We start from the raw sequence: 20,260 nt of genomic DNA on the forward strand, positions 1-20,260 counted from the left end.
AGACCTTCTGGTCACGGCAGCGGAGGAGGTAGAAGGCACCGAGGGGGATGCCGGGACGACGACGCCGATAGCACCTGCCCGGAGCTACCGTACGTCACATCCTCGGCAGTGGCCCCGACGACGCCGCGGCTCAAACCCCCTCAGCCCTGCGCCACCCGAATGGTGACCTGATCGGCGGTGACGTTCTCCAGCGTGACCGAGAGCCCGCCGACCTCGGCGGCCGGCTGCCCGGTGGTGAGGGTGAGCTGCTCGCCGGCGACCTCGACGGTCACCTGGTCGTCCTGGGCGCCGATCAACGTGGCCTGGACGCCGAGGATGCTGGCCTCGGCGTTGGTCTCGCGGTCGAAGGTGACCGTGCAGCCGTCCAGCCCACAGTCGGTGGAGACCCCCTCGGCGGAGCCGCAGCCGGCCAGCACGGCGGCACCGAGCGCCAGACCGACGAGGAGGCCGGCGGCCCGACGGGGGGTTTTCGGGGGGAGGGGAACGCGTCGGTTCGTCACGGCCCAAGGGTACGAGACGACCGCCGCACCGACTCTCCGCCGACTTCGGCAGCGCGGGTTAGGGTCCGCTCATGCCGTTCGACATCGCCCGCACTCGGGCCGCGTATCCCGCCCTGGCTGAGGGGCACGTCCATTTCGACGGTGCCGGAGGCACCCAGACCGCCGCACCGGTGATCGCCGCGGTGACCGAAGCGATGGGTACGGCACTGGGCAACCGCAGCAGCGGCAACCTTCCCGGCCGACGCTCGCTGGAGCTGGTGACCGCCGCCCGTACGGCCCTGGCCGACCTGCTCGGCGCGGATCCGGAGGGGGTGGTGCTGGGCCCGAGCGCGACCGCGCTCACCTACACCCTGGCCCGCGCCCTCGGGTCAACCTGGCGACCGGGGGACGAGGTGGTGGTGTCCCGACTCGACCACGACGCCAACGTCCGACCGTGGATCCAGGCAGCCGGGGCGGCGGGCGCAACCGTGCGGTGGGCGGAGTTCGAGCCGCACACCGGCGAGCTGCCGGCCGGTCAGTACCCCGAGCTGGTCAACGAACGGACCCGGCTGGTGGCGGTCACCGCCGCCAGCAATGCGATCGGCACGATGCCCGACGTGACGGCGATCGCCAAGGCAGCCCACGCCGTCGGAGCGCTGGTCTGCGTGGACGGTGTGCACTCGGTGCCGCACGGCCCGACCGACCGCACCGCGTTGGGCGCCGACTTCCTGGTCACCAGCGCCTACAAGTGGTCTGGCCCACACCTGGCGGCGGTGGCGGCGGATCCGGCGTGCTGGGAGCACCTGCGCCCGGCGAAGCTGCGCCCCTCCGCCGACTCCGTACCCGATCGGTTCGAGTACGGCACGCCCAGTTTTCCGCTGCTGGCTGGGGTGGCCGTCGCCGTGGACCACCTCGCCGGGCTGGATGCGACCGCCACCGGGAGCCGGCGGGAGCGGCTGCGGAGCAGTCTGAGCGCGGCCCGTGCGTACGAGGAGGGGCTGTTGGACCGGCTGCTCGACGGTCTGGCCAACCTGCCCGGGGTCACCGTGCTCGGCTCGCCGGCCCGGCGCTGCCCCACGGTCTCGTTCCGGCTGGCCGGCCAGTCTCCGGCGGAAACCCAGACGGCGCTCGGCGCGACGGGGTTCTGCCTTTCCGCCGGTGACTACTACGCCTACGAGTACTTCCAGACGTTGGGGTTACGGGACAGCGGCGGGGCGGTACGCGTCAGCTTGTATCACTACAACACCCGCAGCGAAGTGGATCGTCTGCTCGACGAGGTGGCGAGGCTCTCCCCCGGCCGCTGACTCCGTACGGCCCGCGCGGGTCAGCGGTCCCGTCAGGAGGCCCCTCGCGGCCCGTGATCAGCCGATCCCGGTCAGCAGCTCCGCCGCGGCCCGGCTGCCGGCGCGGGTCGCGCCGTGGGTGGCGACGTGCACCGCCCCGGTGACCAGCTCGGGTACGCCCAACTCGACGACGACGGCGTCCGGGCGGCCGACCAGAGCGCGCGTCACGGCCGCCCGCATCCACGGGTGTCGGTGCAGGTCACGGACAACGAGGACGAGGTGGCGACCACCGGCCCCGGTGGTGAGGTCCGGGGGCACCTCGGCCTCTACGTACCGGACGGTGGTGGTGCCCGGCAGCAGAGCTGCCAGGGGCGCGCCGACGCCCCACGGTGTCTCCACGCCGATCGCGAGGTTGTGGGGCGGTGCGAACTCGACCACGTGGGCGGGGCCGGCCAGCGGCAGCGCGCCCAGACCGGCACCGGCCGTCGTTACCCGGATGGCCCGGCGGGCGGCAGCGAACCCCACCGCCGAGCCGCTGTCGGCCGCTGGGCGGGTGGGCCGGCCGGCCTGGCGGGCGGCGGTGGCGGCGGCGAGTTGGTCCACCCGCTTGGCCGCCTCGACGAGGCGTTCCTCAGCCAGTTCGCCCGCAGCAACGGCGGTCACGATCGCGTCCCGCAGCCGCCGAGCTGCATCCTCGTCGACGTGCTCGCCACCGACGCAGATGGCGTCGGCCCCGGCGGCCAGAGCCCGTACCGCGGCGCCGGTGAAGCCGTACCGGTCGGCGACCGCGCGCATCTCCACCGCGTCGGTCACCACGACCCCGGCGAAGCCCAACTCCTCCCGGAGCAGGCCGGTGAGGATCCGGCGGCTCAGGGTGGCCGGTAGGTCTGGGTCCAGCGCGGGTACCAACAGGTGGCCGGTCATGACTGCCTGCACGCCAGCGGAGAGCGCGGCGCGAAACGGGGTCAGCTCCACCGCGTCCAGGCGGCGCCGATCGCCGGCGATCCGGGGCAGGCCGTGATGGGAGTCGACCTGAGTGTCACCGTGCCCGGGGAAGTGTTTGGCGCAGGCCGCGACGCCGCCGGCTTGTAGGCCCCGCACCCAGGCGGCGGTGTGCCGGGCGGTCAGGTTCGGATCCGCACCGAAGGAACGGACTCCGATCACCGGGTTGTCCGGATTGGAATTGACATCGGCATCCGGCGCGTAGTTCAGCGTGATCCCGAGCGCCGCCAGCTCCGCACCGAGGTCGTTGGCCACCGCCTCGGTCAGGAGCGGATCGTCAACCACGCCGAGGGCAAGGTTGCCGGGACGGGAACTGCCGAGACCCGACTCGATCCGGGTCACGTCACCGGCTTCCTCGTCGATGGCCACGATGACGTCCGGCCGCTCCGCGCGCAGCGTCGCGGTCAGCGCGGCTACCTGCTCCGAGTCGACCACGTTGCGGGCGAAGAGCACCACCGCGCCGAGACCCTCCCCCAACCAACGGCGCACCCAGGACGGGGCGGTGGCACCAATGAAGCCCGGCTGAAGGACGGTGGCAGCCAGGGATGCAAGGTGCGCCGCACGTGTGCTCACACCGCCACCTCTGGCCCCTCGGCACTCCAATCGGTCATGTCCCTACCCCGTCTCTGCGCCCGGCGGCGGCGCTTTGCCATGGTCACATCACCCACATTAATAGTCAATAAACTTAACAGTTGCTGGAGGGCGGCTGGCCCGGGAGAGTTCAGGGATGGACTCCGAAATCCTGGCCGAGGCGACGGGCCCGGCCGACATCCCCGGCGTACGCCTCCTCGGCGTGGTGGTGGGCGGCCTACTGCTGCTCGCCGCGATCCGAGCGATGTTTCGCCGCTGAGCGCGCCCCGATTCGCCACTGGTCCACCCCTACCGCCGACACGGCCCGGGCGGCCGCCCCCGACTCGCAGACGATCGATATCGCTCAGGCCTCGGCCAGCAGTTCGAGGACCCCCCGCTCGGCATCCTCGCGGGGCATCCACCGACCAACCGGTGCCAGCACACCGTCGTGGTAGAGGTCGACGACCCGGGGGTCAACATAGGACGTGCGGGCCACCGTCGGCGTGTTCCCGAGCAACCCCGCCACCTCACGCATGACCGCGGCCACCGCGCGGCGGCGAGCGGTCACCGACCGCTCTCCGCCAGCAGCGGCCAGCCCGGTGGCCGCCAGGACCGTGGCGTGCCAGGTCCGGAAGTCCTTCGCGGTCATCTCACCACCGCTGGCCACCCGCAGGTACCCGTTGACATCGTCTCGGCGCACGTCCCGCCAGTGCCGGCCGTCCCAGTAACCGAAGAGCCGAGCCGCGGCGCGGCGGCGACGCCGCAGGTTGGCCAGCACCTGGCACAGCACCGGGTCCTCGATCCACCGAACCTGTTCGACGCCGCCCTTCGCCGGAAACTCGAGGACCATGCAGCCACGACGGGAGTGGGCATGCTCCGGACGCAGGGTGGACACCCCGAACGTCGGATCGTCGCCGGCCGCGTACCGTTCGCTGCCCACCCGGAAGGCACCCAGATCCAACAGCCGAGCCACAGTGGCCAGCACCCGATCTCGGCTCAGTCCCCGACCGTCGAGGTCCGCCGCGACGCGCTCGCGCAACCGGGGCAACCGCCGGGCCACCTCGAGCACGTGGTCAAACTTCGCCTCGTCCCGCTTGCGCCGCCACTCCGGGTGATACAGGTACTGTCGGCGACCAGCAGCGTCAACTCCGGTGGCCTGGATATGCCCGTTCGGATACGGCGAGATCCACACGTCCTGCCAGGCCGGCGGGATGACGAGGTCACGCAGGCGGGCCAGTTGATCCGGGTCGCGGACCGGCTCGCCGGCCGGATCACAGAACCCCCAGCCCCGGCCGCGCCGGCGGCGCCGGTAGCCGGGCCGGCCCGGGTCACTACGCCGCAGCCGCACCGGTCGTCCGTACCATCCGCTCCACCTCGGCCACGGCGACCAGCACCTGGTCGACGTTGATCGCCGCCAGCGTCGGATGGGGCCCCGCCCCGTCCCGGTCGGGACAGTCCCCGCCGCCGTCCGCCCCGAGGCTCCGATGCCACGTCCGTTCGGGTGGTGGCCCCCACTGGGCCGGCGAGTGGGGACCGAAGAGAACCACCGAGGGAGTGCCGTAGGCGGTGGCGAGGTGGGCGATGCCGGTGTCACCACTGACCAGCAGGCGGGCGTGGGCGACCAGGCCGGCGAGGTGGCGCAGGTCGGTACGGCCCGCTCGTACGGTGTGCCCGGGCAACCCGGCGAGTTGCGCGACCCGGCGGGCGAGGGGTTGCTCAGTGGCATCGCCGGTGATGACGATCTCATGGCCGGTGCCGGCGAGCTGGCGGCCGAGAGCCGCGAACCGCTCCACCGGCCAGCGTTTGCCCGGGATCTTCGAGCCCGGATGCAGCACCGTCACCCCGGTCGGGGTCCGACCCGGTGCTGGCCGGCGCAGACCCAGGTCAGTCGGGTCGGTCGGAACACCGTGCCAATCCAGGAGGCGGCACCACCGACGGACCTCGTGCTCGTCGGCCCGCCAGGAGGGGCCATCGTGGTGCCCGGCGGCCCGGTTGGCGAAGGCGAACAGCCGACGGGGACGGGTGCCGACCAGCAGACGGTGCGACTCTGGCCCGCGGCCGTGCAGGTTAACCGCCAGGTCGGGGGCGGGGCCGTGCCACCGAAGGTGAGACAGGTCGGCGGTGTCGACCAGTTCGTCAATACCGCCGATCAGGTCAACCAGCGGGGCCAACCAGCGCGGGGCAAGCAGGACCAGGCGCTCGTCGGGGTAACGGACCCGCAGGGCACGCAGGGCCGGCACGGCGGTGGCGAGGTCGCCGAGGCCCAGCGCACGAAGGATCAAGATCACGGGTAGGAGGACTCCTGTTCGGCGCAGACCACCAACTCCCGGACGGCACAGCCAGCGGGTTGGGTCAGGGCGACCAGGACGGCGGCGGCGGTGTCCGCGGGGTCGTTGAGGATCGCGTCCGGCCCAGGCCGGTACTGCGGGTCCCGGTCATCGAAGAAGGCGGTGCGCATGCCACCGGGAATGAGCAGGGTCACGCCGACCCGGCCGGCGAGCTCGGCGGCGAGGGAGCGGGTGAATCCGACCACCCCGAACTTCGCCGCACAGTACGCCGTCGCGTCGCTGACCGCCTTGACCCCCAACGTCGAGGCGACGGTGACGATCCGGCCCCGAGTCGTCTCGAGGAACGGCAGTGCCGCCCGGATGACGGCGGCGGTGGCGAGCAGGTCTACCGTGACGATCCGGTCCCAGACCTCCCCCGGCAGGTCGGCCAGCCGACCCGGTACATCCATCCCGGCCGCCGTCACCACGGCATCCAGGCCGCCGTTGTCCTCGGCGAGTTCCCGGGTGGCGGCCTCGGCCGCCCGGGTGTCGGCCAGATCGCACGCCGCCCACGGCACCCCCTCCGCCGGGGGCTGCCGGTCCAACACCAGCGGCCGCCCACCCGCCTCGGCCACCGCCGAGACCACCGCCGCGCCCAGCCCGCTCGACCCACCGGTCACCAGGACCGTGTACCCGGCGTTCATCGGATCCCCGCCGACCGATGGGTTGCCACCCCGGATGGTGGGTCTCCGCGCAGCACCGCGGTTGCCGCCGATGTGGTGGCGCTGGCACCACCCCGCTGGTGCGCAGCCGCGATCATGTCGGTGGTCGAGCGCCCGTCCAGGTACGGCACCACCACGGTGTGCCCGCCCCACCGCCGCACCAGCTCCGCCTCCGGCAGCTCTGGTTCGCCGCCACCGGTGGCATAGTCGCCCCCCTTGACCCAGATATCCGGCCGGAGCCAGGTCAGGGCCGCCTGCGGCGTCGGATCGTCAAAGACCATGACCGCATCGACGCAGCCCAGGGCGGCGAGGAGGCGACTCCGGTCGCCCTGCGGCATCACCGGCCGGTCCGGACCCTTCAACGCCGCGACGCTGGCGTCGGAGTTGAGGCAGACCACCAGGCAGTCGCCGAGGTGGCGGGCGGCCTGCAAGGTCGCCACGTGCCCCGCGTGCAGCAGGTCAAAGCAACCGCCGGTCGCGACGACGGTGCCGCCGGCGGCGCGTACCTCGGAGACGACGGTGGCGGCAGCCGCCACGCCGACCCGCTCGGCCGGGACACCCGGCAGCACTGATGGCAACGGCACAACCGGTGACGGCAGCATGCTCGCCACTCCCCCGCCCGCCACGTACGCACACGCCTCGACGACCGCCTCCTGCACCGCCTCGGAGACCAACGCACCCCGGGCCAGGGCGATGGCGGCGGTGGCCGCGAACCGATCCCCCGCACCGCAGGTATCCCCGTCCGCTGAGGAGACCGCGGGCACGATCAGCGGCGTCGGCCCGGCGTGACAGAGGAGCGCGCCCTCCCCGCCCATCGTCACCGCGACGGCCCGCGCCCGCCACCGCTGACGCAACTCCAGCGCGCCCCGCGACGCGGTCACCAGCCGAGTCTCGCCCGGCGGCACCTTCGCCAGCTCCCGCACCTCGGACTCGTTGGGTGTGGCCAGGTGCACTCCGGGCACCGCGGCCGGCCCCCGGGGATGCGGATCCCAGACCACCGGTGCCCGGGTGCCGGCCAACGCCGCCCGCAGTGCGGGCTGCCCGGCCACGCCGCGGCCGTAGTCACTGACCAGCACGGTGGCCGCCCCGGCGATGACTCGCAGCACCGCCTCGACCGGGGGGCTGGGCTCACCGACGGCACCGCCGCGGTCATGGCGCAGCAGGACCCGGCCCTGCGACCGCAACCGGACCTTCTCCGGAGTCCCGCCGGCCAGCCCGAGCGCATACACCTCGACGCCGGCCGCGGCGAGAAGCGAGCTGAGCCGGGCGGCACCGGCATCGTCGGCCAGGGCGGTCACCAGGACGACCTCGGTGTCTGGCGCCGCTGCCGCGAACATCGCGGCCAGGCCGGCACCGCCCGGCCGGTCGGCGGACGAGGTCTCGTCGAGCACCGGCACCGGCGAGTCCGGACAGAGCCGGTTCACCGCCCCCTCCACGTCCCGGTCGAGCAGGGTGTCGCCGACCACCACCACGGGTCCCCTCACACGTACCTCCTCATCCCCTCGACCTGCTGCCCGTCCTCCGGGACCACCTCAACCCCGGTCCGTACCGGTCCGGCCGCCGGCAGGTCGGCCGGCACCTCGGCTTCCAGGTCGGTCACCGGCATCCCCGCCGCCGGCGTACCCGCGGTGGCGGCCAGGACCATCGGCAGCGCCTGCTCGGCGTACTCGCAGAGCAGGTGACTGGTGACCAGGTGCAGCTCCTGGACGATCTGCCCGTCCGGCGCGGGGACGGCGAGGGCCTCGTGGCAGAGGTCGGCCAGCGGATTGGGGGCCGGGCCGGTCAGCGCCCAGCAGCGCAGGCCGACCTGGTGGGCGGCCTGCGCGGCCTGCAGGAGGTTCCGGCTCTGGCCACTGGTGGACAGCAGCAGGAGGATGTCCCCGGGGCGGCCGTGGGCGTGCACCTGACGGGCGAAGACCTGGTCGTAGCCGTAGTCGTTACCGATGGCGGTGAGGGCGCTGGTCTCGGCGTGCAGGGCGATGGCGGAGAAGGGCTGGCGGTCGGCGCGAAGTTTGCCGACGAGTTCGGCGGTGAGGTGTTGCGCCTCGGCGGCGCTTCCGCCGTTGCCGGCCACCAGAAGTCGACCACCACCAGCGAGGGTACGGGCGAGCTCGGCTCCCCAGGCGGGGAGTCGCCGGGCCGCCCGGCGATACGACGGCAGCGCGGCGGTGAGGCCCGCCAGGTGCTCCTCCAGCAGCGATCGAGCCGGGGTCATCCGGCTACCACCCGGGTCGCTCGGCCGACGGCCGCCACCTCGCCATAGACCTCCACCAGCCGCTCCGCCGTAGCCGCCCACGCATAGCGCTCCCGGGCCCGGTCCAGCGCCGCCGCCGCGTAGCGGAACCGACGGATCCGGTCGTCGAGCAGTCGCTGGATCGCGGTACCGAGCGCCCGGGGGTCCCGGGCGGGTACGAGGTCACCGGTCACCCCATCCACCACCGTGTCCCGGATCCCCCCGACCGCGGTCCCCACCACCGGCACGCCGCACGCCATCGCCTCGAGCGGGGTCAGCCCGAACGGCTCGTACCACGGCGCGGCCACCAGCAGGTCCGCGGACCGGTACCAGTGGCCCATCTCCTCCCGGGGCACCGCGCCGGCCAGCCTGACCCGGTCAGCCACCCCACAGGAGTGCGCCAAGGCGCGGAGCCGGCCCGCGTACGGGTCGGTTTCGAGGAGTCCGGCCGGCGGGCCGCCGACCACCACGCACTCCGCCTCCGGCACGTGTCCCATCGCCCGGACCACGGTCTGGAAGCCCTTCCGCTCGACCAGCCGCCCCACGGTGAGAATGCGGGGGCGGCCGTCGTCACGGTCGGCGGCCGGACCCAGCGGGGCGAAGGTACGGAGGTTGACTCCGGAGGGGACGACCGTCAGCCGCGACCGGGGCACCCCCATCCGCACCAACTCGCCGACCTCGTCCTGGCACTGGGCGATCACCCGGTCCACCGAACGGCCGAGTTGCCGCTCGTACCCGATGCGCCGGGCCGGACTGGTGTCCTGTACGCCCTGGTGTCGCCGCTTCACCACGCCGAGCGCGTGGTAGGTCTGCACCACCGGCACACCGGTCCGGCGGCCGGCGGCGAGCGCGGCGAGGCCGCTCATCCAGAAGTGCGCGTGGACCACCTCCGGGGTCCACTGATCGCCACGCCACCGTTCCGTCAGCCAGCGGCTGAACTCCCGCATGTGTGGCAGCAGGGCGTCCTTGGCCACCGGCTCGGCCGGTCCCGCCGGGACATGGACCACCTCGTACCCGTCCGGGCAGCGAACCGTTCCCGGCAGGTCAACGGCGTCCCAGCGGGTGTAGACCCGGACCTCGTGGCCGGCCGCGGCGAGCGCCGCGGAGAGCTCGGCGACGTGCGTGTTCTGGCCGCCGGCGTCCTCCCCGCCGAGGACCGCGAGCGGGCTGGCGTGTTCCGAGATCATCGCGATCCGCATACTTCCTCCTCCAGCAGCCGGTCCCAGTTGGTGAGGAAACGGTCAAGGCCGTACCGGTCGCGGGCGGCACGGCGGGCGACAGCCCCCGCCCGGCGGGCGCTCGCCGGGTCGGCCAGCAACTGACCGGTGGCGGTGAGCAGGTCGTCCACCCGGGTGGCGAGGGCGCCGGCCCCGGGCGGCACCGCCATCACCGCCTCGGTGGCGGCGAGCGCGACGACCGGCATACCGATCGTCATCGCCTCGATCAGACTCAGCCCGAGCGATGTCCAGCGGCACAGGTGCAGGTATGCCCGCCGCCGGGCCAACTCGGCGTGCATCCGCGCCTGGGGCAGGTCGTCGTGACTGGTCACGCGGTCGGCGGGCAGTCCAAGCCGGTCGGCAAGCCCGGTCACCTTCAGGCCGAACACGTCCAGCGGGGCGATCTCGGCGAACCGGGGCAGCAGGTCGGTACCGGTGACCCGCCACCGGCGAATCGGCTCGTTGATCACCACTGCGAGCCGCTCCAGCTCGCCGCTGTAGTCGACCGTCGGCGGCACGATCCCGTGGTCCACCACGGTGGTTCGGGTGCCACCGGTGTCCCAGTAGAGCTGGTTGAAGCCGGTCACGTGAGCGATCAACAGGTCGTCGCGGTCGGCCATCGGGTGTCGGCTGTTCGGTACCGCACCGTCCTTCGGGGTGTTGTGCTCGACGTAGATCGCCGGAATGTCGCGGCCCGGCCGGCGGCCCAGCCACTCGGTGGCCAAGGCCTCTTCCTCGGGGCGTTGCAGCAGGATCAGGTCCACCTCGGCGGTGGCCAACTCCGACGGGGTGATCTCGACCGCGTTCTCCGGCCACGGGTAGGTACGGGCCCGGCCCCGGCCGTCCGGGCCCCGGTTGGGGGTGACCGGCACCAGGTAGCGATGCTTGCCGTGGACGAACGATGTCGTCCAGGAACCGTGCACATGCCAGAGCAGGATGTTCATCGGCCGCTCCGCGCCAACGCGGTGGCCCCCGCCGACCTCGGCGGTCGGGACGGCGCCACGCCGAGCAGGGTCAGCGCGGTCAGCACCTCCTCGGGCCAGATCCGGCTCAGGCACGGGTGGCCGGGCACCGGGCAGGTGGCGGCGCGGGTGCCCCGGCAGGGGGCGTCCGGATCGCCGAGCCGCACGGTCGGCACCCGCCACGGTCCCCACTGACCGAACGGGACGGTCGGGGCGAAGAGGCTGACCACCGGGACGCCGTACGCGGCGGCGAGGTGGGCCGGACCGGTGTTGCCGACGATCACCGCGGCGGCACCGGCGACGGTCGCGGCCAGGTCGGCCAGCTCGGTCCTGCCACCAAGGTCAGCGGCGAGTCCGCCGGCCACCTGGGCGGTCAGCGCCACCTCGTCCGGACCGCCGGTGACCACGACCCGGTGGCCCGCGGTGACCAGCGTCCGAACGATCTCCACTGCCAGGTCCGGTGGCAGCCCCCGGGACTGCGCCGCCGAGCCGGGGTGCAGCACCACATAGCCCGGTGCGCCCGCCCGCGCGGGCGGCGGCGGCACGGGCCGCAGCCGCAGGGCCGGTTCATCGTCGGGAGGTAGGGGGTAGCCGGCGGCGGCGGCGAGCGAGAGTGCGCGTTCGGGCTCGGGGACGCCGACCGGAACGCGGTGGCGGATGTCGAGCAGGCTCCCGGGATAGTCGTCGCTGATCGCGCTGATACGCGCGACGCCGACCGTGCGCAGCAGCAGTGCCAGGGGCAGGGGAGACTGGTGGTAGCTGGTGAAGATGACCGCCTCGTCGGCATTGACGGCGGCGAGGGTGGCGGTCAGCGTGGCGATGTCCGGCCCGGTGACCGGTGCGGGCGCGGGATCGATCCAGGGCAGTTGGTGCACGACGACGGTGTCCACGCCGGGTAGGAGGTCGGCGGCGGCGCGACCCCGCGGTCCGCACAACAGAACGACTCGGTGCGCGTGGGCGGCGACAGCCCGAATACCCGGGCCGGTAACGACGACGTCACCAGCCGAGTCGGAGCGAACGACAAGAACTGTTCCGGCGCCTCCGCTCGCGCGCGACCGCCGGGCCGGCCCGGCCGTGACCAGTGTCGGTGCAGACCCAGCAGCGGCCACGGACGGCACGGCCGCGGAGGCAGCGGCGGGCCGGTGGGCGGCCGGGGCAATCGCGGTCTGCCGACGAAGAATCTCGGCTACCGCGGTCGACAGATCCGCGGCGACCCACGGAGCGGCGCTGGTCTCGGCTGGTCGGGTCAGCGGCGTGGGCACCAACACGGCCTGGGCGCCGGCCGCCAGGGCAGCGGTGACATCGCGGCCGATGTCACCGATCAACACGCACTGTCGCGGTGTGGTGCCGAGCCGGCGGGCGGCGGAGTGAATCATTTTGGGCGCGGGTTTGCGGCAGCCGCACCGGTCCTCATCGTCGTGCGGGCAGACCAGCCAGGCATCGAACGGGCCGAGCAGCTCCTCGACGCGGGCGTGCACGGCCCGCAGCTGCGCCCGGGTGAAGAGCCCCTTGGCCAGCCCGGACTGGTTCGTCACCACCGCCAGCCGCAGGCCCGCCGTACGGAGCTCATCCAGCGCCGCCCGCGCCCCCGGCATCGGCCGTACCCGCTCCGGGTCCCCGTTGTACGGCACGTCCTCAATGAGGGTGCCATCCCGATCCAGCAGCACCGCATCAAAGAGGCGGGGAGCTCCACCAACCCGGCCGGAGCGGGCTACTACCCGGGCCGACCTGCGCTGATCCGGCTCCACCTGTGGCACGGCCGGCGGGTTCCCGGCGCCCCGGGGAGTAAACCTCAGCGCCGACGCCGCCGGCGCGGGCGCGATGACCTGACTCGGTCTCCGCCCCGCCGTGGACTTACCCGCCGCCCCCGAGAAGCTAACCCGGCCGCCGGTCGCCCCCGCGCGCCGGCTCGGTGCGTCCCCAGCGTTCGGGCAGAATGTGCCCGGCTACCCCGAAGCGGGGTCTTTCGGTGACCGACCGTGTCCTCGGGGTAGCGCTGCGCGTTGACAGGCCACGTGGGCCGGACCAAGGCCAGGGAGCAGTCACATGGCGTACCGGAGCACTGGCTACCCTCGCAGGGAGCCAAGTCCGCGAAACAAGGATTTCCGACATGAGTGAACCCGTGCAGTTGCCGTCGCCCTGGCGGGACGTGCGCCTGACCGTGGTGGTGCCGACCTTCAACGAGGTGGGCAACCTTCCGGCGCTGGTGGAACAGCTGCTTGCGCTGCCCCTGCCCGGGTTGAAGGTCCTCGTGGCCGACGACAACTCGCCGGACGGCACCGGCGAGGTCGCGGACAAGCTGGCCCTCGAGCACCCGGGCCGGATCGAGGTCGTCCACCGGGCCGGCAAGGAGGGGCTGGGCCGGGCGTACGTTGACGGCATCAGGCGGGCCCTCGACGGCGGTGCCGAGTTCGTGGCGCAGATGGACGCCGACCTTTCCCACCCGCCAGACGCGCTACCGGGCATGCTGGGCGCGCTGCTGTCCACCCAGGCCGGTGTGGTGATCGGGTCCCGCTACGTGCCGGGCGGCGAGCTGGACGAGAACTGGCCGCTCTACCGGCGGGCGCTGAGCGGCTGGGCGAACCTGTACGTACACACCCTGTTGCGGGTACGGATCCGGGACCTCACCGCCGGCTTCAAGATCTGGCGAGCCGACGCACTGCGCGACATCGGCCTGGAGCGGGTGCAGTCCAATGGGTACAGCTTCCAGGTGGAGATGCACTACCTGGCCACGAAGCTGGGGCACACGATCCTTGAGGTGCCGATCCGGTTCGAGGAGCGGCGAGACGGCGCGTCGAAGATGACCACCGCCACCAAGATTGAAAGTGCCCTGATGCCGTTCCGCCTGCGCAGCAAGCACCGCAACGTCGAACGCTGAGCCGGCCGCGGGGCGGCGTTACGGCCCACCTCCCGTGGAGCGTCGAGACGGGTGCCACGCCGGCAGGTACGCCCGCACCGCGACCACGGTCAGCGGTAGACCGCGCGCTGCGCGGCGCCGACCGCCGCCGCGTACACACCACCGGTGAGCGCGGCGTCGCGGGCCAACGCCGCCCGCGCCGCGTTCGCACCGGGCGCGCCGTGGACCCCAGCGCCGGGATGCGCCGACGAACTGGCCAGAAAGAGCCGGTCAACGGGGGTGTCGGCGCGGCCGAGTCCGGGGACCGGGCGGAGGAAGAGCTGCTGGTAGGCGGCGGACGTGCCACCACCGATTGCCCCGCCGACCAGGCTCGGGTCGCCCGCCTCCAGGTCCGCCGGTCCCGCCACGTGCCGGCCCACCACCAGCGCCCGGAAGCCTGGGGCGGCCTCCTCCAGCACCTGCTCCATCCGCTGCACCTGCGCGGCGATCTCCTCGACCCGCCACCGTCGTCGGAACGGCAGGTGGGTATACGACCACAACGCCTCGGTACCGGGCGGCGAATGGCTGGGGTCGGCCACGCTCATCTGCCCGACCAGCAGAAACGGGTCCCGGGGGAGCTCCCCGCGGGCCAGCATCGCCGCATAGCTGGTAAGCCCGTCGAGGTCGGCTCCGAGGTGTACGGTGCCGGCGGTGGCGACCGCGCGGTTCCGCCACGGCACCGGGGCGGAGAGCGCCCAGTCGACTTTCAGCGTCGAGCCGTCCCAGCGAAAATGAGTCAGGTCTGTCACCAGCCGCGACGGCAGGACATCGACCCCGACAAGATCCAGGTAGAGCGCGGGTGCCGGCACGTCGGCGAGCACCGCACGGCGGGCCCGCCAGAGCCCGCCGTCCTCGGTCCGGACGCCCATCGCCCGGCCTCGGGCGGTCAGCACCCGATCCACCCGCGCGCCGCAGCGCAACTGGCCGCCCCGGTCGGTGAGCCGGGCCACCAGCGCATCGGTGATCCGTTGGGCGCCGCCGTCCGGTACCGGCCAACCGACCTGCTGACCAAGCATGGCCAGCAGCCACCCGTACGCCCCGGAGCCGGCCTCCTCCGGGGCGAGGTCGGTGTGCAACGCGCAGCCGGCGAGCAGGGCCGCCCCACCTGCTCCCGTGAAGAGTTCGTCGCCGAGCCGGCGTACCGGTGTCACCATCCGGCGGGCCAGACGCAACGCGCCGGCGATCCGCAGCCGACGTACCAGCGCAATGCTGCTGCGCACCGGCGGGAAGGGGGTGGTGATGGCGTCCAGCACCGGGCCGGCCACCTGGCACCAGTCGCCGTAAGCCGTCAGCCACCGTTCCCCGTCGCCAACCGCGAAGCTCTCCAGGGAGGCGGCGGTGGTCTCCGGGTCGCGGTTGAGCACCGCCGCCCGCCCGTCCGGCAGCAGGTGCGCCAACACGTCCGGGGCATGTCGCCACCGCAGCCCGTACCGGTCCAGGCCCAGCCCACGCAGAACCGGCGACGCGTAGCCAAGGGGGTAGAAGGAGCTGTAGAGGTCGCTCAGGTAGCCGGGCGCGGTCACCTGGGCTGATCGGACCGCGCCACCGGGCGTCCCGGTCGCCTCCAGCACGAGCACGTCCCAGCCGGCGTCGGCGAGCAGATTGGCGGCCACCAGGCCGTTGTGGCCCGCTCCGACGACGATCGCATCCGGGGAGGCCGCATCGATTCGACTCACTCGGGCATGCTAGCCGGCGGCCACCCGGACGAATAGCGTTTGCCCGGGGCCCACCCGGGCATGTACCGCCGCATGTACACGGTTGCTCAGCTCATCGGCGGGGTGTGGGGGGCGGGTGGAGAAGGGGGCGACCTGGTCGTCCACGACCCCGCCGACGGTACTGCGGTCAGCTCGGTGCCGGTGGCGACGGCGGAAGAGGTCCGCAAGGCGGTGGCGGCGGCGCGGGACGCCGCCACCGAGTGGGCCAGGACACCTCCGGCGGAGCGGGCCGCCGCCCTACATCGGGCCGCGGACGCGGTGGCGGCCGTTGCCGCCGAACTGGCGCAGGCCACCACCGTGGAGATGGGCAAACCGCTGGCGGATGCACGGGGCGGGGTGGACGCGGGCGTGGCGACCCTGCGCCAGTACGCCGAACTGGCACCGATCCGGGGTGGGCGGACCCTACTCGGCGCCGCTGAGGCGATCGACTTCATGCTGCCGCAGCCCCGCGGTGTGGTTGCCGCGATCACCCCCTGGAACGACCCGGTCGCGGTCTCCTGTGGCCTGCTCGGCGCTGCGCTGGTCACCGGCAACGTGGTGCTCTACAAACCCAGCGAACGGACTCCGGCGACCGGCTGGCTGCTGGCGAAGGCGGTGGACACGGCGTTGCCGCCCGGCGTGTTCTCGCTGCTGACCGGGGGGCCCGAGGTGGGGGCGGCACTGGCCGCCCAGCAGGTGGACGTACTCGCCCACGTCGGTTCGACCGCCACCGGCCGGGCGATCGCCACCGCGGCGGCCCGGACCGGGGCGAAGGTGCTGCTCGAAAACGGTGGCAGCGACCCGCTCATCGTTGACGCGGACGTGGACCCGCTGTGGGCAGCCGAGCAGGCGGCCATCGGTGCGTTCGCCAACGCCGGGCAGATCTGCGTCGCCGTGGAGCGGATCTACGTACACCGGGATGTGGCCGAGGACTTCGTTGACGCCCTGATCGAACGGGCGCAGGCCCTGCGTACCGGACCGGGCGTCGATCCGGCGACCGAGCTGGGCCCGTTGGTGGACCGGCGGCACCGAGACCACGTGCACGGGCAGGTCACCGCCGCGGTGGCGCAGGGAGCCCAGCTCCGGATCGGCGGCACTCTACCGGATGGGCCGGGTGCCTTCTACCCGGCGACGGTGGTCACGGACTGCCGGCAGAACATGCCCCTGATCCGTGAGGAGACCTTCGCCCCGGTCGCCCCGGTCGTGGTGGTTGACTCGTTCTCGGAGGCCCTTCGGTGCGCGGCCGACTCGCCGTACGGGCTCGCTGCGACCGTGCTGACCTCGTCGATGAGTCATGCGCAACGCGCCTGCCGGGACCTCCCGGTCGGCACCGTGAAGATCAACGCAGTCTTCGGTGGGGCGCCGGGTGGGGCCGCGCATCCGCGTCGGGGCAGCGGGCAGGGTTTCGGGTACGGGCCGGAGCTGCTCGACGAGTTCACCGCCACAAAGGTGGTCCACCTTCAGGCACCGGGCGGCGGACACTGGTGAGGTGGGCCGCCCCGGCGCCGGACGGTGGTGTTGCGGCTCGGGCCCCGCTGCCGGGCCTGGGTCTACCGGCTTCGGCCCCGCTGCCGGGCCTGGGCGGTCAGCCGGTTGTTGGCCTTCTCGATCGCCTGCACCAGTTCCGGCTTGGTCATGGTGGACCGGCCGGAGATGTCGAGTGTGCGGGCGACCCGCAGCAGGTGGTCCTTGCTGGCGTTCGCGTCAACGCCCCCCGCTGTCGCCGCGCGACGCTGGGGACCGCCACCGGCGGCCTGCCGGTCGCTCGGGCCCTTGCGGCCCTTCGGCTCCCAGTGGTCGCCGACCTTCTCGAACTCGTTCTTGACCGCCGCGAACGCGGTCCGGCTGGCCCGCTCCCCCTCGCCGTACGTCTGTAGGGCCGAGTCGTGGGTCTTCTCCCAGGTCCGCTGCGCCTTGTCTGGGGAGCGTCGCAGCGTGCTGGGCATGTCCTCCCGCCCGGGCATCTCGATCCTCCTCCACGTCGGTGGGTCTCCAGTGATCTTTCCCCACGGCCGATGCGGCAAACCGGATCTCTCCGGGGTTTACCCCCGGAGCCCGTCGGGTAGCGCAGAAGACATGGAACGCGGCAGCAGCAAGCACGGACCGAGGCTCGACGACGAGATGGAAAGCGAGGTCAGCGGCCTCGTGCAGGGTCCGGGAGCGGCCGGATCGCGGGTCAACGAGTTCCGACAGCCGGAGCCGGCGGGCGAGGACCAACCGGAGCCCACGACGGCGCCGGCCGGCGCGCTGCGCAGCGGCAACCCGCAGGGCATGAGCTCCGATGATGTTGAGGCCCGCAGCCGGCTCGGACGGTTCATCACGATGACCGCCCTGCCGGGCGACCGCGAGACCCTGGTCGCCAACGCACGGGACAACGACGCTCCGGCCGACCTGGTCGCCGAGCTCGAACGCCTGCCCACGGGGACCCGCTACCAGACAGTCTCGGAGATCTGGGCCGCGCTCGGCCATCGAAACGAGACGACCCGCTGGTAACCGGCCGGAGCCGCCAGAAATCGGCGGGGAGGAGGAGCTGATGAGTGGTGTCATGGAATACGTGGACGTCTCCGTCCCAGTCCGCACCGCCTATGACCAGTGGACCCAGTTCGAGCAGTTCCCACAGTTCATGGAGGGGGTGCAGGAGGTGCGGCACCTCTCCCCGACGATGACCCACTGGACCGTGGAGATCGCCGGGGTGCGGCGCGAGTTCGACGCCGAGATTACCGAGCAACTCCCGGACGAGCGGATCGCGTGGCGCTCGATCGGCGGCACCCAGCACGCGGGGGTGGTCACCTTCCACCGGTTGGACGCGCACACCAGCCGGGTCACGCTACAGCTCGATTTCGAGCCGCGCGGAGGGCTGGAGCACATCGGCGACACGCTGGGCATGGTTGACCACCGGGCCAAGGGCGACCTGGAACGGTTCAAGCAGTTCATCGAAGGGCGCGACCAACCGACCGGTGCCTGGCGCGGCAAGGTCGACCGCCCGCAGCCCTGACCCGCAGCGCTCCTCGCCGACGGCCCCCGGCGGGGGCCGTCGGCGGGTTTCGCGCGGGTGGAGTTCGGGTACCGCCGGAGGTATGACCGACGACAAGGCGTGGCGTGACGAGGAGCGGACTCCCCTGGCGGAGTTGGACCGGGCCATCGCTCGTTCGGCGATGGACGGCCAGGCCGACGACGTAACCGCAAACGACGCCGGAGAGGAGGCCGCGTTCGGGCACGGGCCCCAGGCGGTGGACCGCGGCGGCCAGGCGGCCGGGACCGGCCGGGAACCGACTGACCCGGACCGGGCCTATCGCCCGTCCACGACCGGACGGACCGGACCGGACACCATGTGATCTCGAACACCGGCCTTCGTCTACCGGGGTCGGCTCTCGCGACTGGCCAGGTGCCGGGTGCGCCCCCGCCGACGGGACGCATCCGGCACCGGCGCGAGCGCTGCACGCCCCGCAGTGGGCCCCGTCTCGCCTCGGCGGCAGGGCCGGACACCGCCCGGGTCGGCCAACCGGTCGAGGAACATAGCCGCTGGCCAGGCGAGGTCGACCACCCGTTCCGCGGGTTAGTCTCGTTCTCCATGCGCGCACCGTTGGAACGGGTCAACCCCCGCATGCTCATGGACGCCGCCCGCTCGACGCTGGCGTCGCTGTCCAGCACCGTGGGCACCGACGGCCTGGCTGCGGCGGCGACGCGGCCCGGGCTCCTCGCCCTAGTCGACCAGCACGCCGCGGCGGTCCGGGAGAGCCTCGACGGGGATCGCCGGCCGCTCACTGTCGCTGCCCTGGCCGGGTACACGGAGGGAGTCCGCGCCGCTGCCCGAGAGCACGACTGGCATCCGCCAGCAGGGCCGATCGACTGGGCGGCGCCGGACTGGCTCCTCACCCGCCTCCTCGCGGTCGCCGCTCTGGCCCGATCCCTGGACGGTCCCCGGCCGGCCCCCCTGCCGCCACTCTGAACCGAGTCGGGGGTGGCCACCCATGGCGACCACCCCCGTCGGCCTCCGGTCGCCGCTCAACGGTCGAACTGTTGGGTCTCGTCGCCCGTACCGCCCGTCCTACGACCACCGCCACCCGCGGTCGCCGCCTCGTGGGTCTTCGCCTGCGCCCGTTCCCGTTCGCGTCCGGTCCGGTCGGCCATCTGCCGTTCGACGTCGCTACGGCCGACGCCCTGGGCCTGCCGGTGCTGCTGGACGGCCCGCCCTTCCTCGGCGATCCGGTGCAGCCAGCCCTCCCAGCGGCTCTGCATCGGCTTGACCAGACCACCACCGACACCCACGATCAGGATGCCGGCCACCGTGGCGAGCACCGCGATCAGCACCGGCGTGGTCACCGTGGTGGCGATGCCGACCTGGTTCAGCGCCGCGATCACACCGAGGGCCAGGATGAAGACGGCCACCGCGTCGGCCAGGATGCGCCCATACGTAAGGCCGCCGAGCGCGCCACTGACGAGGTCACGGACCGCGCTCGCGATGGCCGCGGCCACCACCACGATGACGATCGCCACGAACGCCCGGGGTATCCAGGCCACCACACCACTGATCAGGTCACTGATCGCGTTGGGTCCCCACACCCCAAACGCGAACTGCAGCGTGAACAGCAGTACGGCGTAGTACGCGAGCCGTGCGAGGATGTCACTGGCGTCGTACTTGGTACGCGCCAGAGCGCGTTTGATGCCGCCGCGCTCCACGGCGCGGTCGAAGTTCACCCGCTCCAGCGCCGCGTCCACCGCTTTGAGGACGGCTCGGGCGATGAGCCATCCGATCACGAGGATCACGATGAACGCGACGGCTCTCGGTATGAACAACAGCACCGCCCGCCACATATCGGTCACGGCGGCCCCGATGTCGACCTGCCGTACCGCGAGGGTTTCCGGCATGATGCCCTCCTTCACATGGACTACCTCGCGCGCATACCCAGTCACCGCACCGGCACTCCGCAGCAC

Annotated in this window: 21 protein-coding genes; 8 read left to right on the forward strand and 13 right to left on the reverse strand. The window is 72.9% G+C overall.

Annotated features, from left to right (window positions below; genetic code table 11):
* Positions 1 to 140 precede the first annotated feature (140 nt).
* Entirely contained in the window at positions 141 to 500 is a 360-nt protein-coding gene (locus SALPAC6_RS0109680; protein ID WP_018253219.1) for a hypothetical protein, read from the reverse strand.
* A gap of 71 nt (positions 501 to 571) precedes the next feature.
* Between SALPAC6_RS0109680 and SALPAC6_RS0109685 the strand changes: the two genes are divergently transcribed.
* Positions 572 to 1,783 (forward strand): cysteine desulfurase-like protein, encoded by a 1,212-nt coding sequence (locus SALPAC6_RS0109685; RefSeq protein WP_018253220.1) that lies wholly within the window; start codon positions 572 to 574, stop codon positions 1,781 to 1,783.
* A 57-nt stretch (positions 1,784 to 1,840) separates the two neighbouring features.
* Here the strand turns inward: SALPAC6_RS0109685 and SALPAC6_RS0109690 are convergent, their stop codons facing one another.
* Positions 1,841 to 3,337: a glycoside hydrolase family 3 protein gene (locus SALPAC6_RS0109690; protein WP_018253221.1), complete on the reverse strand. Its 1,497-nt coding sequence runs from the start codon at positions 3,335 to 3,337 to the stop codon at positions 1,841 to 1,843.
* A gap of 154 nt (positions 3,338 to 3,491) precedes the next feature.
* On the opposite strand from SALPAC6_RS0109690, the gene SALPAC6_RS30745 reads away from it, so the two are divergent.
* Positions 3,492 to 3,614 carry a hypothetical protein gene (locus SALPAC6_RS30745; RefSeq protein ID WP_018253222.1) on the forward strand — a complete coding sequence of 41 codons (123 nt, stop codon included), beginning with the start codon at positions 3,492 to 3,494 and terminating at the stop codon, positions 3,612 to 3,614.
* A gap of 84 nt (positions 3,615 to 3,698) precedes the next feature.
* On the opposite strand, the gene SALPAC6_RS0109700 is transcribed toward SALPAC6_RS30745, so the two are convergent.
* The 8 genes from SALPAC6_RS0109700 to SALPAC6_RS0109735 are packed head-to-tail and all read right to left on the reverse strand — an operon-like array spanning position 3,699 to position 12,492.
* A complete protein-coding gene (locus SALPAC6_RS0109700) occupies positions 3,699 to 4,682 on the reverse strand; it encodes a DNA topoisomerase IB (protein WP_018253223.1) in 984 nt (327 codons plus the stop codon).
* Positions 4,666 to 5,622, reverse strand: coding sequence for a glycosyltransferase family 9 protein (locus tag SALPAC6_RS0109705; protein WP_018253224.1), 957 nt, complete (start codon positions 5,620 to 5,622; stop codon positions 4,666 to 4,668). Before SALPAC6_RS0109705 ends, SALPAC6_RS0109700 begins: the two co-directional genes overlap by 17 nt.
* Entirely contained in the window at positions 5,619 to 6,305 is a 687-nt protein-coding gene (locus SALPAC6_RS0109710) for an SDR family oxidoreductase (RefSeq protein WP_018253225.1), read from the reverse strand. The genes SALPAC6_RS0109705 and SALPAC6_RS0109710 overlap by 4 nt, the downstream gene beginning before the upstream one ends.
* Positions 6,302 to 7,807, reverse strand: a complete 1,506-nt coding sequence (locus SALPAC6_RS0109715) for a PfkB family carbohydrate kinase (protein WP_026189486.1) — start codon at positions 7,805 to 7,807, stop codon at positions 6,302 to 6,304. The genes SALPAC6_RS0109710 and SALPAC6_RS0109715 overlap by 4 nt, the downstream gene beginning before the upstream one ends.
* Complete coding sequence (locus SALPAC6_RS0109720; RefSeq protein ID WP_018253227.1) at positions 7,804 to 8,538, reverse strand: D-sedoheptulose-7-phosphate isomerase; 735 nt, start codon at positions 8,536 to 8,538, stop codon at positions 7,804 to 7,806. The genes SALPAC6_RS0109715 and SALPAC6_RS0109720 overlap by 4 nt, the downstream gene beginning before the upstream one ends.
* Positions 8,535 to 9,755: a glycosyltransferase gene (locus tag SALPAC6_RS0109725; RefSeq protein WP_018253228.1), complete on the reverse strand. Its 1,221-nt coding sequence runs from the start codon at positions 9,753 to 9,755 to the stop codon at positions 8,535 to 8,537. The genes SALPAC6_RS0109720 and SALPAC6_RS0109725 overlap by 4 nt, the downstream gene beginning before the upstream one ends.
* Complete coding sequence (locus tag SALPAC6_RS0109730) at positions 9,740 to 10,717, reverse strand: glycosyltransferase (RefSeq protein WP_018253229.1); 978 nt, start codon at positions 10,715 to 10,717, stop codon at positions 9,740 to 9,742. The genes SALPAC6_RS0109725 and SALPAC6_RS0109730 overlap by 16 nt, the downstream gene beginning before the upstream one ends.
* A complete protein-coding gene (locus SALPAC6_RS0109735; RefSeq protein WP_026189487.1) occupies positions 10,714 to 12,492 on the reverse strand; it encodes an HAD-IIIA family hydrolase in 1,779 nt (592 codons plus the stop codon). Before SALPAC6_RS0109735 ends, SALPAC6_RS0109730 begins: the two co-directional genes overlap by 4 nt.
* Before the next feature lie 353 nt (positions 12,493 to 12,845).
* Between SALPAC6_RS0109735 and SALPAC6_RS0109740 the strand changes: the two genes are divergently transcribed.
* Positions 12,846 to 13,613: a polyprenol monophosphomannose synthase gene (locus tag SALPAC6_RS0109740; RefSeq protein WP_018253231.1), complete on the forward strand. Its 768-nt coding sequence runs from the start codon at positions 12,846 to 12,848 to the stop codon at positions 13,611 to 13,613.
* 89 nt (positions 13,614 to 13,702) lie between these two features.
* On the opposite strand, the gene SALPAC6_RS0109745 is transcribed toward SALPAC6_RS0109740, so the two are convergent.
* Positions 13,703 to 15,307 (reverse strand): phytoene desaturase family protein, encoded by a 1,605-nt coding sequence (locus tag SALPAC6_RS0109745; protein ID WP_018253232.1) that lies wholly within the window; start codon positions 15,305 to 15,307, stop codon positions 13,703 to 13,705.
* A gap of 72 nt (positions 15,308 to 15,379) precedes the next feature.
* On the opposite strand from SALPAC6_RS0109745, the gene SALPAC6_RS0109750 reads away from it, so the two are divergent.
* Complete coding sequence (locus tag SALPAC6_RS0109750) at positions 15,380 to 16,813, forward strand: aldehyde dehydrogenase family protein (protein WP_026189488.1); 1,434 nt, start codon at positions 15,380 to 15,382, stop codon at positions 16,811 to 16,813.
* Positions 16,814 to 16,875: 62 nt separating this feature from the next.
* Here SALPAC6_RS0109750 and SALPAC6_RS0109755 read toward each other — a convergent pair whose 3' ends face one another.
* Positions 16,876 to 17,289 carry a ChaB family protein gene (locus SALPAC6_RS0109755; RefSeq protein WP_018253234.1) on the reverse strand — a complete coding sequence of 138 codons (414 nt, stop codon included), beginning with the start codon at positions 17,287 to 17,289 and terminating at the stop codon, positions 16,876 to 16,878.
* Between the two features lie 112 nt (positions 17,290 to 17,401).
* Here SALPAC6_RS0109755 and SALPAC6_RS0109760 point away from each other — a divergent pair, with 112 nt between their 5' ends.
* From SALPAC6_RS0109760 to SALPAC6_RS0109775, 4 genes are all read left to right on the forward strand, one after another.
* Positions 17,402 to 17,818: a DUF2795 domain-containing protein gene (locus SALPAC6_RS0109760; RefSeq protein WP_018253235.1), complete on the forward strand. Its 417-nt coding sequence runs from the start codon at positions 17,402 to 17,404 to the stop codon at positions 17,816 to 17,818.
* Positions 17,819 to 17,858: 40 nt separating this feature from the next.
* A complete protein-coding gene (locus SALPAC6_RS0109765; RefSeq protein ID WP_018253236.1) occupies positions 17,859 to 18,320 on the forward strand; it encodes an SRPBCC family protein in 462 nt (153 codons plus the stop codon).
* A gap of 82 nt (positions 18,321 to 18,402) precedes the next feature.
* Positions 18,403 to 18,660: a hypothetical protein gene (locus SALPAC6_RS0109770; RefSeq protein WP_011905647.1), complete on the forward strand. Its 258-nt coding sequence runs from the start codon at positions 18,403 to 18,405 to the stop codon at positions 18,658 to 18,660.
* A 236-nt stretch (positions 18,661 to 18,896) separates the two neighbouring features.
* Complete coding sequence (locus tag SALPAC6_RS0109775; RefSeq protein ID WP_026189489.1) at positions 18,897 to 19,274, forward strand: DUF6401 family natural product biosynthesis protein; 378 nt, start codon at positions 18,897 to 18,899, stop codon at positions 19,272 to 19,274.
* Between the two features lie 56 nt (positions 19,275 to 19,330).
* Here the strand turns inward: SALPAC6_RS0109775 and SALPAC6_RS0109780 are convergent, their stop codons facing one another.
* Positions 19,331 to 20,194, reverse strand: coding sequence for a mechanosensitive ion channel family protein (locus SALPAC6_RS0109780; protein WP_026189490.1), 864 nt, complete (start codon positions 20,192 to 20,194; stop codon positions 19,331 to 19,333).
* Positions 20,195 to 20,260 lie beyond the last annotated feature (66 nt).

This window comes from Salinispora mooreana (genome assembly GCF_000379065.1).
Classification (GTDB): domain Bacteria; phylum Actinomycetota; class Actinomycetes; order Mycobacteriales; family Micromonosporaceae; genus Micromonospora; species Micromonospora mooreana.

Coding starts and splice junctions, on each gene's coding strand:
- SALPAC6_RS0109685 (WP_018253220.1), top strand. CDS start 572: ATGCCGTTCGACATCGCCCGCACTCGGGCCGCGTATCCCGCCCTGGCT.
- SALPAC6_RS30745 (WP_018253222.1), top strand. CDS start 3,492: ATGGACTCCGAAATCCTGGCCGAGGCGACGGGCCCGGCCGACATCCCC.
- SALPAC6_RS0109710 (WP_018253225.1), bottom strand. CDS start 6,305: ATGAACGCCGGGTACACGGTCCTGGTGACCGGTGGGTCGAGCGGGCTG.
- SALPAC6_RS0109720 (WP_018253227.1), bottom strand. CDS start 8,538: ATGACCCCGGCTCGATCGCTGCTGGAGGAGCACCTGGCGGGCCTCACC.
- SALPAC6_RS0109725 (WP_018253228.1), bottom strand. CDS start 9,755: ATGCGGATCGCGATGATCTCGGAACACGCCAGCCCGCTCGCGGTCCTC.
- SALPAC6_RS0109730 (WP_018253229.1), bottom strand. CDS start 10,717: ATGAACATCCTGCTCTGGCATGTGCACGGTTCCTGGACGACATCGTTC.
- SALPAC6_RS0109740 (WP_018253231.1), top strand. CDS start 12,846: ATGAGTGAACCCGTGCAGTTGCCGTCGCCCTGGCGGGACGTGCGCCTG.
- SALPAC6_RS0109750 (WP_026189488.1), top strand. CDS start 15,380: ATGTACACGGTTGCTCAGCTCATCGGCGGGGTGTGGGGGGCGGGTGGA.
- SALPAC6_RS0109755 (WP_018253234.1), bottom strand. CDS start 17,289: ATGCCCGGGCGGGAGGACATGCCCAGCACGCTGCGACGCTCCCCAGAC.
- SALPAC6_RS0109760 (WP_018253235.1), top strand. CDS start 17,402: ATGGAACGCGGCAGCAGCAAGCACGGACCGAGGCTCGACGACGAGATG.
- SALPAC6_RS0109765 (WP_018253236.1), top strand. CDS start 17,859: ATGAGTGGTGTCATGGAATACGTGGACGTCTCCGTCCCAGTCCGCACC.
- SALPAC6_RS0109770 (WP_011905647.1), top strand. CDS start 18,403: ATGACCGACGACAAGGCGTGGCGTGACGAGGAGCGGACTCCCCTGGCG.
- SALPAC6_RS0109775 (WP_026189489.1), top strand. CDS start 18,897: ATGCGCGCACCGTTGGAACGGGTCAACCCCCGCATGCTCATGGACGCC.
- SALPAC6_RS0109780 (WP_026189490.1), bottom strand. CDS start 20,194: ATGCCGGAAACCCTCGCGGTACGGCAGGTCGACATCGGGGCCGCCGTG.